Source organism: Cytobacillus spartinae, assembly GCF_042865285.1.
Classification (GTDB): Bacteria; Bacillota; Bacilli; order Bacillales; family Cytobacillaceae; genus Robertmurraya_A; species Robertmurraya_A spartinae.
In genome coordinates this window covers 481,143-497,454 of the sequence record NZ_JBIACK010000001.1, presented here as the reverse complement: position 1 = coordinate 497,454, position 16,312 = coordinate 481,143, and the positions used below count along the sequence as shown (strand labels likewise).

Genomic DNA, 16,312 nt, shown 5'->3' with positions numbered 1-16,312 from the left:
AACCCGACTAAAATTAGTCGGGTTTTCATGATTATTCGTAGCTCTTTTCTAATTCATCTACTAATGAACCAACATAAGCAACAGCCTTGCGGATAGGTTCGGGTTGAGACATATCAATACCAGCCATTTTAAGTAGTTCTAGAGGCTTCATTGTTCCACCAGCCTTTAAAACATCTAACCAACGGTCCACTGCTGGTTGGCCTTCTTCTTTAATGTTCTGAGCCATTGCGGTAGAAGCTGTTAAGCCTGCTGAATAGGTGTATGGATATAATCCCATGTAGTAATGAGGTTGTCTCATCCAAGTAAGGCTCGCACCTTCATCCATCTCAACCGTGTCTCCCCAGAATTCAGAAAGAACATTTCCTTTTAGCTCACAAAGTAGTTTTGCTGTAAGAGGTACGTTTTTGTCAGCCAAGTCATATACTCTTCTTTGGAATTCACCTTCTAATAGGTGAGTAACAAAGTTGTGATAGTACGTACCTAAAAGTTGTAATACGACCCAACGCTTCATTTGCTTATCATCTGTATTAGACAACAAGTAATCGCCTAATAGCATTTCGTTCATTGTTGACGGTGCTTCGACGAAGTAAGTAGAAGGTCTTGTGTTCACAATTCGTTGGTATTTATTTGCAAGATAGAAATGGCCTGCATGACCAAGCTCATGTGTAAGGACAAATGCACCCCTCATTGTATCTGTCCAAGTAATTAAAATGAATGGGTGAGAACCATAAGGACTTGAACAGAATGCACCTGTTGACTTTCCTACGTTATCAGCTAAGTCAACCCATCTTTCTGCAAGGCCTTTTTCCATGATTTCCATATACTCAGGACCCATTACTTTTAAAGACTCAAGAATGACTTTACTCGCTTCTTCATATGTTGTGCTCGGATTGAATTCAGGGTCTAAAGGTGCTTTTAAGTCACAAAACGACATCTTATCAAGTCCAAGAACTTTTTTCTTAAGTTGAGCAAAACGGCGCATATGTGGAGCAAGTTCCTTTTGGATAATGTCTAATTGGTTATGATACATTTCAGTTGTTACCTGTTGAGGATGTAATAACATCTCTGTAACAGAATTATACTTCCTTAGACGAGAAATGGTAACTTGTTTTTTCACCTCAGTTGCGTACGTTGCTGCATACGTATTTTTATATTGCTTTAAGGTAGCTACGAAAGATTCGTATGCTTTACGACGAACGTTCGTGTCAGGTGAAAATTCATATCGATCTTCAAATAGTGCAAATGAGTTAGGTAATTCATTGCCTTTTTCATCTTCAAAAGAAGAAAATTGCATATCAGATGATTTGCTTGTTTGATAGATGTTATAAGGAGCACCATGAACTTCTCCTAGTGCTGCTAACACCTGCTCTGTTTCTGACGAAAGCTTATGTTTCTTAGTTTCTATAAGATCTGAAATATTCTTTTTATATACAACTAAACGGTTTTCCGAATTAACGCTTTGTAAAAGCTGTTCTTCAGGAATTGCTAAAATTTCTGAATCAATAAAAGAAAGCGCGGCTCCAACCTTTGCTGTAAGAGAACGGAACTTAGCAGCATTCGCTTGATTTTCAGGGTTTGTCCCATCCTCAGACTGACGAAGGGAACCATATGTAACAACCAGAATTAATTTTTCCATTAACTTTTCACGAGCCTCTAAGCAATCAGCCAGAATAGAAGGACTCTCTTGTAGTTTTCCTTCAAACGAAGAAAATTGAGGTAGCTGATTCTCGATATCTACTATAGCAGCTTCCCATTCCTCATTAGAACGAAATAAATCATCTAAATTCCAAGTTAAATTAACTGGGACTTCATCGCGGTTCAGACGTTTCTCAACTGTTTTTTCCACTTCAATTCCTCCTTAATAGTAAAAGGGCATTTATTTCGAAACCCTAATTAAATTTCATTATAAACGATTTTAATAGATTTTTCTAAATATTTTTAACAAAGATTTTTTAAAGCGGACTTACTGATAAAACGAGAAACTGTTATAAGACAGAAAAAGAGCAATGAGTACCGACCGCTCATTGCTCTTTACCTTTATTCTGATTTCTTAGATAGACAGTAATCACATTCCATTAAATAAGATTCTGCTTGTTCATTTACAGTCTGACCACACTCTGGACAAACCTTCTTAGGTAGATTTCTAAAAAACTCAACTGGACTTTGTAACATCATAATTCCTCCTTTTTATATTACAGTTATTATTTTGTTCATCTGTTATAGTACAGTATACACAATAAAATTAAAAAAGTGTACCTTTTTTTAAAAAAATATATAAATTTTTTATGTTTAACATTAGAGTAAATAAGAAATTAAAAAAAAGAGACGGATTTTACTTGAACTCGAAGAAAGGTAATTCAGGAAATATTCACCTGATTTTATAATTATTCTTCCATGTCTCGGAACTTTCCATTACAATCATAGGAGTAACACTCGTTAACAAAGGGGAGGCTTCAATTTATTAATGCAAGAAATTTTTGTGACTTATAATCCAGTCTTAATTGTATCTGCAATCCTTTTAACGATTATGTCGTCGTACACTGCCCTGGATCTATTTACGATTTTGAACACATCCAAAAGCAATAAGCGTTTTCTGTTTATTGGTGGTGTTTTCTCAATGGGGATTGGGATATGGGTGATGAACTTTATAGGAATGCTTGCGATTAACATTAACGGTTCTATCACTTACGATATTCCGATTACTCTGTTGTCCATCATGCTAGGCATTTGTTTTACTGCGATGGCCTTTTATTCAGTTATAAATAGAAGTATAACAAGAGCAAATTTATTCTTAGGTAGCTTCTTCTTAACATGTGCGGTTTTGTCTATACACTTAATTGGAATGCATGCCTTACACATGGTTGTTAAATATGATTTGCTCATTTTAACCGTATCGAGCGTTTTAATCTTTATTTCTTTCTTTTTCGTATTTTGGATCCTGTTTAATTCAAAAAGTTTCTTAAACACCAATCAAATATGGCTGAAACCATTAAGTGCTGTTATTGTTACTCTAGCCATTGTCGAAGGACATTTCTTATTAATAAAAGCAACTTCGTTCATAGAGCAAAAAGAAGGAACTTATCAACCTTTTCAGGAATCATTTCTGATTTATGTCGTCCTTTTTGTTTCGATTTTAATCTTGGCAGGCTTAATTAGTTCAAGTGCTCTTATTAGCAAAAAGTTGGCTATTTCAGACACTAACTTAAAAGATATTAAAGATGCGCTAGACGAATCATCGATTGTCGCGATTACTGACCCAAAGGGAAAAATCACCTATGTAAATGACAAATTTGTTGAGATTTCGAAATATGAAAGGGAAGAACTTATTGGTCAAGATCATCGTAGTCTAAACTCCCATTACCACTCGAAAGAATTCTTTAAGGAACTATGGAGTACGATTGGGGCAGGAAACGTTTGGAAGGGTGAGATCCGTAACAAGGCAAAGGACGGAAGCTTTTACTGGGTCCAAACAACCATCGTACCTTTTTTAAATCATAAGGGTAAACCGTATCAATATGTTGCAATTAGAACAGATATTACTAACCGAAAGGTAGCGGAAGAAAAGTTAAAGTCTAGCTTAAGAGAAGTAAATGATATTAATTTCGCTCTAGATCAATCGTCAATCGTTGCTTTTACAGATGCAAAAGGCGTTATAAAAAAAGTAAATGATAAATTCTGCGAAATCTCTAAGTACTCTCGAGAAGAGCTTATTGGTAGTGATCACCGCTTATTAAACTCTGGATTTCACTCTAAACAATTCTTTAAAGACCTATGGAAAACAATTGGTGAAGGTGACGTTTGGAAGGGTGAAATTAGAAATAAAGCAAAAGATGGTACGTATTATTGGGTAGACACCACCATTGTTCCATTCATTGGTGAGAATGGGAAACCCTACCAGTATTTAGCTATCCGAAATGATATTACGGAAAGAAAGAAAACGGAAGAGATTCTTCACAGACAAGATAAATTGGCAGCTGTAGGACATCTTGCAGCAGGTGTTGCTCATGAGATTAGAAATCCACTTACGTCCATGAAAGGCTATGCAGAGTTTTTACTAGAAGATGAAATGGATGATCAACGGAGAGAATTCATTGAAATTATACTCGATGAAATTGGCCGAGTGAATCATATCGTGGAAGACTTTATGGTCTTAGCAAAACCAAAAGCTGTTGATCTTAAGGAGAAAAATATTATCCCTATTATTAAGACCGTCCTTAATTTATTGGAGTTTGAAGCAAGAAAGAAAAATGTGCGGATGTGCTTTGAAGCAAATGAAGAGATCATTCAAATTGAATGCGACGAGGATCGACTTAAGCAGGTCTTCCTCAACTTCGTTAAAAATGGGATAGAAGCCATGCCAGATGGTGGGGAGATTCGTGTCAGAACGATGGTATCTGATGGTCAAGTTCAAATTTCCATTCAGGATACAGGCGTTGGAATTCCTCCAGATAAGCTTAAGAAAATTGGAGAGCCTTTTTATACAACAAAGAAAAACGGGAACGGTCTTGGGTTAATGGTAAGTTTCAAGATTATCGAAAGTCACAGTGGAAAAGTATATATCGAAAGTGAATTAAACAAAGGGACGACATTTAACATCGTTCTTCCAGCAAAAACTGCTTAACTGCATAGGACATGAAAAAGAACCCCAAAAATCTGGGGTTCTTCTTCTTTATACTTATTGTTACGCCCAAGCTGCGCCAACAATTATTAATAGGATGAATAGCACAACGATTAGAGCAAATCCTCCAACGCCTGCGCCACCTACAGGAGCACCGTATCCATATCCATAACCATATCCTGCACCATAGCCACAACCTAATCCATGATTAAACATAAAACATTCGCTCCTTTCAAAATTTTGAGTTATTTCTGGCATCATTATTGGTTTAAACAAATGCTGTACCGACAATGATCAACAAGATGAACAGTACAACGATTAATGCGAAACCACCGTTATAACCGTAACTCATTTGATAACACCTCCATATGTGTTATTCAATATTATCCTATGGCATAGGTAGGATGTCCGGATGGGCTATCGCCTAAATTAGTCGAAAATAGTGAAAGTGCCGTGACAAATATTAACTATTTAGGCAATTTTAATAAACCCTATGGTCCAGTTTTCAGTTACAATATAAGTATAGAAATAGACTGGAGGGGAAATCATGAGCGAGGCAAAACAGGTTAAGACGATTTGTGGCTATTGTGGTACAGGTTGTGGCTTAATTGTTGAAGTCCAAGATAACCACATTGTAAAAATTAGAGGGGACAAGGAAGCAACGGTAAACAAAGGGCAAACTTGTGTAAAAGGTGCATTTGCCTATAAGTATGTACACGCAAACAACAGACTAAAGCACCCACTTATTCGAAAAGGTGGAGAGCTCGTTCAAGCTACTTGGGAAGAGGCCTACTCCTTTATTGCGAGCAAACTATCGCACGTAAAAGAAAGATGGGGTCCTAATGCAATTTCACTATTTGCTTGTGCCCGTTCTACCAATGAATCTAACTATGTAACTCAAAAATTCATGAGAACTGTAATCGGTAGCAATAACATTGATGGATGTAACCGAACCTGACACGCTCCAAGTGTCGCCGGTCTGGCGACTGTTTTTGGAAGCGGTTTCCCTACCAATACGTTAGAAGATTTTGAAGAAGCAGATGTTTTATTATTAATGGGGTCAAATACGACCGAAGCCCATCCAATTATCGCCAATAAGATGAAAAAAGCGGTTAAGACCGGGTTAAAAATCATTGTCGTCGATCCTCGAAAAATTGATATGGTAAAAGTTTCGCATCGCCATCTCCAAATTGAAGTTGGAGCAGACATCGCATTAATGAACAGCATGATACACACCATCATTGAAGAAAAGCTTTATGATGAACAATGGGTACGTGAACATACAACAGATTTTGAGCAACTGAAAGAACAAGTGAGGAACTACACACCAGAATTCACGAGTCAAATTACTGGACTAAAGCCAGAAGAGATTGTCCAAACAGCTCGTGAATATGCAACGGCAAAAAATGCAATGATTGCTTATACTCTAGGGATAACCGAGCATCATTGTGGAGTCAATAATGTGTTTGACATCGCAAATCTAGCCTTGTTGACTGGCCACATTGGTAAAAAAGGGAACGGAATTATGCCATTACGCGGGCAAAATAATGTTCAAGGTGCAGGAGACATGGGATGTTTACCCAATATGTTAACTGGTTCTGTTTCAATCACAAATGATGAATACCGTGCTAGGTTTGAAAAATCATGGGGAGTTCCAATCGATCCAAATGTCGGGGATACTCAAACAAGGACCTTTGAAAAGATGGAAAATGGAGAGGTAAAAGCCCTTTATATTATAGGGGAGAATCCACTTCTTGCTGATGTCCATTTGAACCATACAAAAGAGCTATTCAAAAAATTAGATGTATTAATTGTTCAGGATATATTTTTGACTGAAACAGCTAAAGTAGCAGATGTTGTATTGCCAGCTAAATCATGGGGAGAGGTTGAAGGGACTTACACGAATACCGACAGGCGAATTCAACGAGTAAGAGAGGCTGTCAAAGCAGATCCTGATGTAAAAGAAGACTGGGAAATTTTATGTGAACTTTCTACACGACTCGGGTATCCGATGGCCTATAAAAATAGTGAAGAAATCTGGGATGAGGTTCGGACCTTAGCATGGGAAATGTATGGCGGGATCTCCTATCAGCGCTTAGAAAATGAATATTCTGTTCATTATCCATGTCCAACTGAAGATCATCCAGGCACATTTATCTTACATGAAAGGTTCCATATCCCTTCAAACAATAATGAAAATAGGGCTCCATTTGTACCAGTTTCGTACACCCCGCCTGTAGAACCAGCAGATGAAGATTACCCCTTTATTTTAACAACGGGAAGAAGGTACGAATCCTACAATACTCATACACAGACGAGATTTTATGCAGACGGTGTAAAAGTGAAACAAACGGAAGAAACCATTGATATACATCCTGATGATGCTCAACAACTCAGAATCGAGGACGGACAAATGGTGGAAGTTTCTTCGAGAAGAGGCTCCTTACAAGTAAAAGCAAAAATAACGGATCAGGTTGTTCCAGGTCTAGTCTTTATGAGCTTTCATTGGAGTGAAGTTCCTACGAATGTACTTACCATTAATGAATATGACCCTATTTCGGGTACTGCTGAGTATAAAGCATGTGCAGTTAAATTAGTGAAGATATAGTGGAGGAGTACTACTGATGGAAAGAAAGATAATGCTGAATATTTTTACAAAAGAATTGAGAAAAGATATTCATTACCCGGGTTGGAAGAGAGAAGAAACGCCTTATACAGTGAGACATATTTCAGAGCATAACGAGCATGGGTTTGTCCTTTTTTCCAATTTGAATAAACAAAATATTCATAGCGTTATTCAAGATGAATTAAACTTCTTTAACTCCATCAACCAGCCCTTTGAATGGAAGGTATTTGATTACGACCAGCCAGAAAATTTAATCGAGGCGCTAACAGAATACGGATTTGAGGTTGAAAATAAGGAAGCGTTAATGGTATTAGATATTGAAGAATCAACAGAATTGCTTAGCTATGAATTTTCTCCGAACATTTTCCAGATTACTGATGAAAAGGGTATCAGAGATCTTATGGAGCTTGAAGGGAAGATTTGGAAAACGGACCATCAAGAGTTAGGCGATAGACTTATAAGAGATCTGAAGGCTAACGACGGGAACCTATATATATATGCTTCTTATGTAGATGGCAAAGCTGTTAGCGGAGCATGGATGTACCTTGAGAGAGGAACTTCTTTTGGCAGCCTTTGGGGCGGTTCCACTCTACCAGAATTTCGTGGAAAAGGCCTCTACACCTCTTTAATTGCAATCAGAGCACAAAAAGCTAGGGAATTAGGGTATAGATTTTTAACAGTAGACGCAAGTCCTATGAGTCAACCGATATTGGAGAATAAAGGATTTAAATGTTTAGCCTATTCAACCCCTTGTCAATCTCCGAAGTAAACAAAGAAATCCCCCTAAAAATTATAAAGGGGGATTCTTTTTTTGCTTTTACTTTTTAACCTTATCTCGATCTTCTTTCTGGACAAAAAATCTTTGTACAGGCTTACTAATCTTCCCAAAGCCTTCTTCAAACTTATCAACTATATGACTTGCCCTCTCAAAGATGACCGAGCGAAGATGTTCTAGCTGTCGAGCTATTTTTTGAGTTAGAGCTTCTTGTTGCTCTAAGCGTTCCATAACCGTATTATGGAATACTTCTTGAAGCTCCATCTTTTGCGATAATTCTTTATATAATTCCTCTTGATTGGAAAGCTGATCAGAGAAATCCTTTGAGAAAACCTCATGATTATCAATTTTTTCAGTTAGTTTATTAAGAGAGGTGTCCTGAAAAGAAAGTTGCTCTAAAATTGCTTGGTTCATTAAACCTTCACTTTCGAGATTTTGCAGAAGAAGATTATTGGTTTTCTCCAACTTTTCAAGCCTATTTGCAATCAAAGTGTTTGCTTCTTCTTGTTTACTGAAAGCTTCCAAAAATCCTTTTGTCATTTCTTCATGTTGGTGCATTTTCATTAGTAAATTCTCAAATTGATTGTTCTGTACATGGGCTGAATGTTTCATTATATCTTGAACAGTTTGGACCGAGTGCGAGAGGGAATTGTTCACCTCATCTTGTTTTTGCAGTACATTCTCAAGGTAGTTATACCGATATGAATGCTGGTTTGGCAATTTAATCGAAGGGTAAGATTTATATATTTTTGGCTCTAGGTTCTTGTTTGTAAAAACCGTCATATAGTCACTCCTTTTTCTAAACAAGTGGGTGTAGGGCATGGTGCTATATTATCGTATGAGTGACTAGAAGTAATTGTCGATAAACGGTTACTAAATTTTATCTTCAAACCCTAGTAAATAAGCCCATTCTGTAGAATAGATGCAACCAAGCAGGACAAAATACTTTTAAAAAAGGGAGTTGAAAAATGTGGCCAAAAAAAGAGTAGATGAAGATACAAAAATAGCACCTGGAATGGATGACCAGGAAGAGTTAGAGCAGAGTGCAACAGATGAAGAAATTGAAAAAGGGGAATACACAAGCGTTACAACCTTGTCATATGATGAGGTCGACCCAAGTTAAAGTTAAAAAAAGTCAGGTGCAAGTACCTGACTTTTTTTGTTATTCTTTATACTCAGCATCATAGGAATTCTCACCCGCATGAACAGACAACAAAGTGTCAGCATAACCAACAAGCCTGTTAATGATTTCATCTGAAATAGCATAGACAAGAGGGGATATAGTAGGTGAAAATAACTCCGGATCATCAAAAATAATCGTTGTATTTATAAAAATTTCTCGATTTCCAAGAAGGTTGTAATGGATGATCACTTTTCCGGCAGCACCATTCGTTCTAGGGTCCTTAAACCCTGGTAAAAAAACATACCATTCCTCAGCAGATGGAGAACGAAAATTTTTTGTAAATGTCATCCCACCGATTACTTCTTGAATTCTCTGTTGGTGTTCCCCCTGAACTAAGTCGAGAAGTTTTTTCCTCATTTTCTAATACACCAAATTAATCGGCAGGAGCTTCTTGAACGGCAATTTGATATGCATCCAAAATAGAGTCCTTCTCAGTAGGATCCGTAACACTAACTAAGTATTGTTGTTCCCCCTCATCTTCTATACGCATAAGTAAGGTCTCATCCCCAAACCTTAATAGAGCATAAGACTGATCTCCCATATCAAATAGAGCCTCTACCGCATATTCTTTTTCTTGTCCATTTTCATCCTCAACTAAAATATGATCTCTTGCACCAATATTATCCAAAACTATTCACCTCCAACTATTCATAAAATTACTTTAACCTCTTTAGACCTGTCTTATTACAATAATAGAGTCAAAATTATTCTAGTAAAACAACAATTTCATACTAATTACATTGTTTTATCTGAATTTAGATAATTTTTAGAAATATTAAATTTATTTCGGTATACGAAAAAACTCTTGAAATCTGTTCGAAAAGTAGGTAAATTATAAATTGTCAGAAAAACATTTTTCGTTTTTAAAAGAAAACGGAAAAAGGGGTCAAGGGCTGTTTTCTCTAAAAAAATAAAAAAAAGGGGAGAGGACAAAACATGAAAAAATATTTATCATTTTTATTAGCAGGATCACTTGTAGTTGCTCTAGGAGCTTGCTCAGCTCAAGAGGAGACTAAACAAGAAGAGAAAGTTGAAGAAACGGCTGGTCAAACAGAAGATAATGCAAAAGCTGTTCGTTCAAGTCTTCTTAGCTACCAAGGTGAAGTTACAAAAGTTATCCGTTCTGTAGAAGGAACTTTAGCTGACCCAGAACAAGATCCAACAGCAGCAGTAGCAACATTTGGCGACGACGTTAAAGCAATTGCTATTCCAGAAGAATTAAAAGACTATACTACTGATATTGAAGCAGCACTTGAGAACCTGACACAATATTATACTAAAAAAGCAGAATTACTAAAGGCTCAAGCTACAGATATGAGCGAAGCTGAGACTTTCAAAGAAGAATACATTACAAATATGACTAAAGTATTTGATGGAGTAGAACTTTCACCTCCAGTATTCAGCAGCTTATTCGGTTAATGCTACCAACCCGAGAATATACGTTTCTCGGGTTTTTCTTTTCTAAGGATTTGTTACAACCTGTTATAATGAAAACAACCGAGCTTATCTTTAAAGGAAGTGTTGAAATGATTGATTTAAGAAGCGATACCATCACGAAGCCAACAGAAGCCATGCGAAAAGCTGCTTACGAAGCGGAAGTAGGCGATGATGTGTATGGAGAAGATCCTACTGTATTAAAACTTGAAGAAAAAGCTGCTGAGATTTTAGGAAAAGAATCTGCTCTCTTCGTTACTAGTGGTACACAAGGTAATCAAATTGCTGTATTGACTCATTGTCGACCCGGAAACGAAATTTTACTAGAGTCAGAGTCTCATATATTCTACTACGAGTCTGGTGCTGTAGCAGCTCTTGCAGGAGTTCAAACAAGAACAATTGCTGGTGATAGAGGAGCTATGAATCCTATGGAAATTGAAGCATCCATTCGTTCTGTCGACCAGCACTTTCCAGAAACAGGTTTGATTTGTTTAGAGAATACTCATAATCGAGCAGGTGGGGCTGTACTCCCTGTAAGTAATATGGCAGTAATCTATTCTATTGGGCAAAAGCACCACATTCCTGTTCATGTTGACGGAGCAAGACTTTTTAATGCATCAGCAGCTATTAATCAGCCAGTAACTGCATTTACTAATTACTGTGATACAGTCCAAGTGTGCCTATCAAAAGGTCTTGGAGCTCCAGTTGGTTCTATCTTGGCTGGAGGTAAGGACTTTATTGCCTCAGCAAGAAAATGGCGTAAAAGACTAGGTGGAGGATTAAGACAGGTTGGAATCATTGCTGCACCTGCTTATGTTGCTTTAACTGAGATGAGAGAGAGATTATCTGAAGATCATGAAAAAGCGAAACAACTTGAAGATGGTTTGAACTCTGCTGGATTAAAAGTCATAAATAAAGTTGAGACAAACATTATTGTTGTGGATGTAAGTGAATTTAATATTACATCAGAACAATTCGTAGAAGATTTAAAGAACGAGGGAGTATTGGCTGTAACATTTGGACCAACATTGGTCCGCTTTACAACTCATTATGACGTGAATCCACAGGAAATTGAACAAACAATTGTGCTAGTTAACAAATTAGTTTCTTCTTACTAATATGTTGTGTTAAGTTTATTTTTTATCCGGAACCAAAACTAAAAATTTGGACTATAAGGATGGACTCAGCGGTTCATCCTTTTTTGTGTTTACTCGTGTATGTTTTAGGCCCACTTACTCATAATATACGTGTAAAATAAACTTGAGCAAATGAGGCGTAATTATGGGTGCAATAGATCGCGGTGAATATCGATTCCAACCAGAATTTAGTGTAATAAAACAGAACGGTGCTATTCATGTTTATCACAAAGGTGAATTTGTAGAAGAGTTAAAATTCGAATTCAAAGGCAGTTTCCCTAAACACGATCAAATCGAGGAAATAGTTGATGATTATTGTGATAAGAGAGAAATTTAATGAGACGGTCAATTATTTGACCGTCTTTTATGTAGTTTTACTGGATAAAATGCATACTTTTCGTTTTTACCTCCATAATATGGGTGAGGTGAAAATAATTGAAAAAAATGTTTTTAAGCACACTCCTAGTCTTAACCTTGTTTACTTTTACATACAACTACAGTTTTGCAAAAAAGCCAGAGCTTACTGAAGAATGCAAACAAAATATAGAAGAAACTAGAAAAGAATATTCAAGGATAGTTATGCAAGACCTTTTACATAGTTTTGATCCATTTAAGGAAAAAAATGAGGATGAGTATCTTTATTTTACAGCAAGAGAGTTATGGAAAAGTCAGTTACTGGTTGGGAATAACGAAGCATTTGATTCCTTAAAAAAGTTAATGTCAGGTAGCTTCCGAGGTGAAAAGAGATTATACTTTGTCACCAACGAACCAAACACGGGGTATATCCTATACAAAAACATTGATAGTCAAAATGTAATGGAAACAATCAATCGAAAAAATTCTGGCTGGGTTCTATCTAAAAAAGAGATAAAACAAGGAAGAGACATCTCGATGGAACCTGTTAAGTGTACAGATGAACATTTTATGCAAAAAATGTTTGACAATCTATATCCTTAATGATGGTTTTAATCACATTGGAAAAATGATTGCTTACTTAGTTGAGTATCAACCGGCAGAACTTTTCCACTAAATGGTTTATACGAAAATGCTTTTGAAGGACATAATAGGAACGATAACCTGGAAAGGAAGGGATACTTATGTCATTAGAGTGGTTTGACCGAGTAAGTGGAGAGCTACAGGACCATTTAGAATCGATTTGCGAAAAATATGATCAGATTGGGCATATGTCTGTCGACAGAGGGGCAAAGCATCCACGTATGGAATTTTATGTTGACACAGAGGATGATGATCGAGAGTACTTCTGCACTTTATATTTCGATCCTCATAATGAAGAATTTTATATCGAATCCATCGATGTGGATCTAGGACAAACCTCCAAAACAATCCTTTCTGATATTGAAGATATAATTGATGCTGTTCACGAAAGCTTGCATGATTTCTTAAACGATGAAGATTTTGATGATGAAGATATTTACGATGATATGGAAGTAGAATATAGCGCAGAATTTGACGACGATGACTACGTTGACGATAGCGAGGAATATTATATCGCCGGTGAAATTGATGATGATGACGATGTATTTGAAGAAATTGATGTAGAGTGGGAAACACCTGAGGTAACTGCTTTTATTTATGAAGATGAAGTTGAGGTTACCTATCAATTTGGAATTGTCGGAGAAACAGGTGACGGTGTATTAAGACGAGTGAACCGGATATGGACAGAAGATGATGAACTAATTAAAGACGAAACAAACTTTATCTTTAGCAAGGAAGAGGCCGGCACTATCATTTCATTAATTGCAAGTCATATGGATTCCATGACTGAGTATAGAGAATAGATGTAACAGGCAGATCACTTTAGTGGTCTGTTTTTTTTGAACTGAACAAGATAAACAACTAGAAATTTAACGACATTTACCACCTATTTAAAACGCTAAAACAGATAAATATAAAAATGTAGTATGAGTTTTAATTGACTAAAGGAGGAACAAAATCTTGTTTACTTATAAAAAACTCAATATATTTTTGGGGTTATTACTTGTTCTTACATTAAGCGCTTGTAATGCCGAAAATAATCAAGCATTTGAAACCCAAAACACGTACGACGAGTCCTTACTCGTACCAGGGCGTGGAGACGCTATTCGCAAACAATACTCAGACTATGGAAGACAATTTCAATATGGCGTTAATAATTTTGATCGCACTAGAAGAAACACGAACCAAACGAATATGAATAGATCTACCACTAATGGTGAGCAACAAAAACAAGGAGCATCTATAAATAGTGCTGGTCAGAATGATTTACCTGCGGAAGCTGTACAGGAAATAAATCATGGTTTTATCACGATTGACCCAAACTCTTATAGTACTTCAACACCAAGTAATAAGTACCCACATAGTAAATATATTTCAAAAAGACAGTTTATCTTCTATGGTGGGGTTTTCCCAGGACAAGGAAAGGAACAAGCTGGACAACCGGGCCAGGGACAAGCTAAGCAACCAGGACAGGCTCAACCCGAACAACAACAACCGAACGCGGCACCTACTCAACCACAGCAGCAACAGCCGGAAGCAGCACCTGCTCAGCCACAACAGCAACAGCCGGAAGCAGCACCTGCTCAGCCACAGCAACAACCGAAAGAAACTGCACCAACACAGAAAGAAGAACAACAAGCAGCACCAACTGGTCAAGGAATTACATCAATCGAATCTAGAGTTATTCAACTAACAAATGATGAAAGAAGAAAAAATGGATTACCTGATTTAAAACCTGATACTGCATTAAGTAATGTTGCAAGAGAAAAATCTAATGATATGCAGAAGAATAATTATTTCTCACATACGAGTCCGACATATGGTTCACCATTTGATATGATGAGGGACTTCGGAATTTCCTATAAGTCAGCAGGAGAAAATATCGCACAAGGACAACGTTCCCCAGAAGAAGTTGTACAAGCTTGGATGAATAGTGAAGGACACCGCAAAAACATCCTTAGTCCAAACTACACACATATTGGTGTAGGCCACGTAGCAAACGGAAACTACTGGACACAGATGTTTATTAGTAAATAAACCGAGAGAGAGTGATCAGTAATCTGATTACTCTCTTTTTTTCATGAAAAATTGATCGACTTATACTTGGTGAATATAAAATACAAAATATTCAGAATAAAGGAGGAGATTCCACTATCTTTCTAGAAGAAATCTGTTAAGTCATATCAAGAGTTCTTTTTATCTAATATGTGTAAATATAATAATCATATAATTTAATAGGAGGCTTAATTTTATGAATTTTAATTTCTCAGAAGAACAACAAATGGTAAGGAAGGTTGTTAGAAGCTTTGTAGATAAAGAGATTATGCCCTATATTGGTGAATGGGACCAAAATGCACATTTTGAAACAAGTATCATGAAACGTTTAGCTCAACTAGATTTAATGGGAGTGTGTATTCCAGAAGAGTACGGTGGGAGTGGAATGGATTACAATTCATTAGCAATTGTATGTGAGGAATTAGAGAGAGGAGATACTGCCTTTCGTACTGCTGTTTCCGTTCATACTGGTCTTAATAGCTTAACATTACTACAATGGGGGAACGAATTTCAAAAAGAAAAGTACCTAGTTCCTCAAGCCAAGGGAGATAAAATAGGTGCATTTGGCCTCACAGAACCAGGTGCGGGTTCTGACGTAGCAGCTATGAACTCTACTGCTGTAAAAGATGGTGACCACTACATACTGAACGGTCAGAAGACGTGGATTTCTCTATGTGATGTTGCCGATCATTTTCTAGTATTTGCTTATACGGATAAAAGTAAAAAGCATAAAGGAATATCAGCTTTTATTGTAGAACGTACGATGCCTGGATTCTCATCTAAAGCTATTAAAGGAAAGCTAGGAATTAGAGCTGGGAATACTGGAGAATTATTTTTCGACAATGTTAAAGTTCCGAAGGAGAATCTATTAGGAGAAGAGGGCGAAGGATTTAAAATTGCCATGTCAGCACTTGATAATGGAAGGTTCACCGTTGCTGCTGGTGCTTGCGGTCAAATATTAGCATGCTTAGAAGCTAGTGTTCAATATTGCCATGAACGCAGTACGTTTGGAAAAGAAATTGGAAAACATCAGTTAGTTCAACAAATGATCGCTAAAATGGAAGCTGGATTACAAATGTCTAGATTGCTAGTTTATCGTGCAGGATGCTTGAAAAATGAAGGAAAACGAAATACTCGTGAAACATCCCTAGCAAAATGGCAGGCTTGTGATTTTGCAAATGAAGCTGCAAATGATGCTGTTCAAATACATGGTGCATATGGGTACTCGAGTGAATATCCAGTAGAAAGATATTTAAGAAACTCAAAGGCTCCAGTCATTTATGAAGGAACTCGTGAGATTCATACGGTTATGCAAGCTGAATATGTACTTGGCTATCGTGAAGACAAACCATTAAATAAAACATTACCAGCGTGGCCTTTTACAAGCACCGTAAATAATGTCTAACCGCTATGGAACGGAAACAGCTGTAATTTTGTTGTTGCATTTTTTTGATTTTCTAACAATCTCATCTTATTGGTATGAGGAGTG

18 protein-coding genes are annotated in these 16,312 nt (G+C 36.8%); 11 read left to right on the top strand and 7 right to left on the bottom strand.

What is annotated here, in order from left to right; all coding sequences use genetic code 11:
- Positions 1-31 precede the first annotated feature (31 nt).
- On the bottom strand, positions 32-1,846 hold the full coding sequence (gene pepF / locus ACFYKX_RS02365; RefSeq protein ID WP_389357677.1) for an oligoendopeptidase F: 1,815 nt from the start codon (positions 1,844-1,846) through the stop codon (positions 32-34).
- Positions 1,847-2,037: 191 nt separating this feature from the next.
- Positions 2,038-2,172, bottom strand: a complete 135-nt coding sequence (yhfH, locus tag ACFYKX_RS02360; protein ID WP_389359010.1) for a protein YhfH — start codon at positions 2,170-2,172, stop codon at positions 2,038-2,040.
- A 292-nt stretch (positions 2,173-2,464) separates the two neighbouring features.
- Between yhfH and ACFYKX_RS02355 the strand changes: the two genes are divergently transcribed.
- The gene (locus tag ACFYKX_RS02355; RefSeq protein WP_389357675.1) at positions 2,465-4,621 is read left to right on the top strand and encodes a PAS domain S-box protein; all 2,157 of its coding nucleotides are present in this window, start codon (positions 2,465-2,467) and stop codon (positions 4,619-4,621) included.
- A 60-nt stretch (positions 4,622-4,681) separates the two neighbouring features.
- Here the strand turns inward: ACFYKX_RS02355 and ACFYKX_RS02350 are convergent, their stop codons facing one another.
- Positions 4,682-4,834 (bottom strand): YjcZ family sporulation protein, encoded by a 153-nt coding sequence (locus tag ACFYKX_RS02350; RefSeq protein WP_389357673.1) that lies wholly within the window; start codon positions 4,832-4,834, stop codon positions 4,682-4,684.
- A gap of 52 nt (positions 4,835-4,886) precedes the next feature.
- Positions 4,887-4,970 (bottom strand): YjcZ family sporulation protein, encoded by an 84-nt coding sequence (locus ACFYKX_RS02345; RefSeq protein ID WP_389359008.1) that lies wholly within the window; start codon positions 4,968-4,970, stop codon positions 4,887-4,889.
- Between the two features lie 195 nt (positions 4,971-5,165).
- Here ACFYKX_RS02345 and fdhF point away from each other — a divergent pair, with 195 nt between their 5' ends.
- Complete coding sequence (fdhF, locus tag ACFYKX_RS02340; RefSeq protein ID WP_389357671.1) at positions 5,166-7,226, top strand: formate dehydrogenase subunit alpha; 2,061 nt, start codon at positions 5,166-5,168, stop codon at positions 7,224-7,226.
- 16 nt (positions 7,227-7,242) lie between these two features.
- Positions 7,243-8,013 carry a GNAT family N-acetyltransferase gene (locus ACFYKX_RS02335; protein WP_389357669.1) on the top strand — a complete coding sequence of 257 codons (771 nt, stop codon included), beginning with the start codon at positions 7,243-7,245 and terminating at the stop codon, positions 8,011-8,013.
- A gap of 48 nt (positions 8,014-8,061) precedes the next feature.
- Here ACFYKX_RS02335 and ACFYKX_RS02330 read toward each other — a convergent pair whose 3' ends face one another.
- Positions 8,062-8,802 (bottom strand): hypothetical protein, encoded by a 741-nt coding sequence (locus ACFYKX_RS02330; RefSeq protein WP_389357667.1) that lies wholly within the window; start codon positions 8,800-8,802, stop codon positions 8,062-8,064.
- 187 nt (positions 8,803-8,989) lie between these two features.
- Here ACFYKX_RS02330 and ACFYKX_RS02325 point away from each other — a divergent pair, with 187 nt between their 5' ends.
- On the top strand, positions 8,990-9,142 hold the full coding sequence (locus tag ACFYKX_RS02325; protein ID WP_389359073.1) for a hypothetical protein: 153 nt from the start codon (positions 8,990-8,992) through the stop codon (positions 9,140-9,142).
- A gap of 39 nt (positions 9,143-9,181) precedes the next feature.
- Here ACFYKX_RS02325 and ACFYKX_RS02320 read toward each other — a convergent pair whose 3' ends face one another.
- The gene (locus tag ACFYKX_RS02320; RefSeq protein ID WP_389357665.1) at positions 9,182-9,559 is read right to left on the bottom strand and encodes a hypothetical protein; all 378 of its coding nucleotides are present in this window, start codon (positions 9,557-9,559) and stop codon (positions 9,182-9,184) included.
- Between the two features lie 16 nt (positions 9,560-9,575).
- Positions 9,576-9,830, bottom strand: a complete 255-nt coding sequence (locus ACFYKX_RS02315; protein ID WP_389357663.1) for a DUF1292 domain-containing protein — start codon at positions 9,828-9,830, stop codon at positions 9,576-9,578.
- Positions 9,831-10,138: 308 nt separating this feature from the next.
- Here ACFYKX_RS02315 and ACFYKX_RS02310 point away from each other — a divergent pair, with 308 nt between their 5' ends.
- The 7 genes from ACFYKX_RS02310 (at position 10,139) to ACFYKX_RS02280 (ending at position 16,228) form a co-directional block, all read left to right on the top strand.
- Positions 10,139-10,621 carry a hypothetical protein gene (locus ACFYKX_RS02310; RefSeq protein WP_389357661.1) on the top strand — a complete coding sequence of 161 codons (483 nt, stop codon included), beginning with the start codon at positions 10,139-10,141 and terminating at the stop codon, positions 10,619-10,621.
- Positions 10,622-10,728: 107 nt separating this feature from the next.
- Positions 10,729-11,754, top strand: a complete 1,026-nt coding sequence (gene ltaE, locus ACFYKX_RS02305) for a low-specificity L-threonine aldolase (RefSeq protein ID WP_389357659.1) — start codon at positions 10,729-10,731, stop codon at positions 11,752-11,754.
- A gap of 163 nt (positions 11,755-11,917) precedes the next feature.
- Positions 11,918-12,109: a YbxH family protein gene (locus tag ACFYKX_RS02300; RefSeq protein WP_389357657.1), complete on the top strand. Its 192-nt coding sequence runs from the start codon at positions 11,918-11,920 to the stop codon at positions 12,107-12,109.
- 98 nt (positions 12,110-12,207) lie between these two features.
- Positions 12,208-12,729, top strand: coding sequence for a hypothetical protein (locus tag ACFYKX_RS02295; protein WP_389357655.1), 522 nt, complete (start codon positions 12,208-12,210; stop codon positions 12,727-12,729).
- A 140-nt stretch (positions 12,730-12,869) separates the two neighbouring features.
- Positions 12,870-13,571: a hypothetical protein gene (locus ACFYKX_RS02290; RefSeq protein WP_389357653.1), complete on the top strand. Its 702-nt coding sequence runs from the start codon at positions 12,870-12,872 to the stop codon at positions 13,569-13,571.
- Between the two features lie 439 nt (positions 13,572-14,010).
- Positions 14,011-14,805 carry a CAP domain-containing protein gene (locus ACFYKX_RS02285; RefSeq protein ID WP_389359006.1) on the top strand — a complete coding sequence of 265 codons (795 nt, stop codon included), beginning with the start codon at positions 14,011-14,013 and terminating at the stop codon, positions 14,803-14,805.
- A gap of 214 nt (positions 14,806-15,019) precedes the next feature.
- Positions 15,020-16,228 (top strand): acyl-CoA dehydrogenase family protein, encoded by a 1,209-nt coding sequence (locus ACFYKX_RS02280; protein ID WP_389357652.1) that lies wholly within the window; start codon positions 15,020-15,022, stop codon positions 16,226-16,228.
- Positions 16,229-16,312 lie beyond the last annotated feature (84 nt).

Coding starts and splice junctions, on each gene's coding strand:
- ACFYKX_RS02335 (WP_389357669.1), top strand. CDS start 7,243: ATGGAAAGAAAGATAATGCTGAATATTTTTACAAAAGAATTGAGAAAA.
- ACFYKX_RS02310 (WP_389357661.1), top strand. CDS start 10,139: ATGAAAAAATATTTATCATTTTTATTAGCAGGATCACTTGTAGTTGCT.
- ACFYKX_RS02330 (WP_389357667.1), bottom strand. CDS start 8,802: ATGACGGTTTTTACAAACAAGAACCTAGAGCCAAAAATATATAAATCT.
- ACFYKX_RS02350 (WP_389357673.1), bottom strand. CDS start 4,834: ATGTTTAATCATGGATTAGGTTGTGGCTATGGTGCAGGATATGGTTAT.
- ACFYKX_RS02280 (WP_389357652.1), top strand. CDS start 15,020: ATGAATTTTAATTTCTCAGAAGAACAACAAATGGTAAGGAAGGTTGTT.
- ltaE (WP_389357659.1), top strand. CDS start 10,729: ATGATTGATTTAAGAAGCGATACCATCACGAAGCCAACAGAAGCCATG.
- ACFYKX_RS02345 (WP_389359008.1), bottom strand. CDS start 4,970: ATGAGTTACGGTTATAACGGTGGTTTCGCATTAATCGTTGTACTGTTC.
- yhfH (WP_389359010.1), bottom strand. CDS start 2,172: ATGTTACAAAGTCCAGTTGAGTTTTTTAGAAATCTACCTAAGAAGGTT.
- ACFYKX_RS02290 (WP_389357653.1), top strand. CDS start 12,870: ATGTCATTAGAGTGGTTTGACCGAGTAAGTGGAGAGCTACAGGACCAT.
- ACFYKX_RS02300 (WP_389357657.1), top strand. CDS start 11,918: ATGGGTGCAATAGATCGCGGTGAATATCGATTCCAACCAGAATTTAGT.
- ACFYKX_RS02355 (WP_389357675.1), top strand. CDS start 2,465: ATGCAAGAAATTTTTGTGACTTATAATCCAGTCTTAATTGTATCTGCA.
- ACFYKX_RS02320 (WP_389357665.1), bottom strand. CDS start 9,559: ATGAGGAAAAAACTTCTCGACTTAGTTCAGGGGGAACACCAACAGAGA.